This is a genomic window from Paraburkholderia sp. LEh10 (assembly GCF_017814945.1).
Classification (GTDB): domain Bacteria; phylum Pseudomonadota; class Gammaproteobacteria; order Burkholderiales; family Burkholderiaceae; genus Paraburkholderia.
In genome coordinates this window covers 1-399 of sequence record NZ_JAGIPX010000259.1, presented here as the reverse complement: position 1 = coordinate 399, position 399 = coordinate 1, and the positions used below count along the sequence as shown (strand labels likewise).

The following is a 399-nucleotide window of genomic DNA, read 5'->3' as shown; positions in this document are numbered from 1 at the left end:
CCGAAGCCCTGGATCGCGCCGTTGGTGTCCTGCGCGACACGCTCCGAGCCCGCGACGACGCCGCGCACTTCGACGCCGGCGCCCGGCAGCGCGCCGATCAGCGAGTAGTACATGCGGTCGAGACCGCCCGCGCGCTCGGGAAACCAGTGCATGCCGATTTGCAGTGATTTGATGGAGCGGGAATGGACCGGGCTGTTTTCCATGTTGCGTAAATGTGTTGAAAAGGGGGGCCCGTCGTTATTGCACGACGTGATCTTCGTCGGTCATTTTCGGAATCGATCGAATTGATTTAGAAGCGTCCAATCCTGATGGGTGCCCAATCCACGAGAGGATGCGCGAGCAACTCGGGCGCGACATGCGAGGCAACCAGCGTGACCTCGATGTTTTCTTCGAGCGCCG

At 61.2% G+C, this 399-nt stretch carries 1 pseudogene; it reads right to left on the bottom strand.

The annotated features are described in order from the left end of the window. Nucleotides 1–203, bottom strand: a pseudogene (locus J8I87_RS44255) (hypothetical protein); the annotation flags it as partial. Nucleotides 204–399 lie beyond the last annotated feature (196 nt).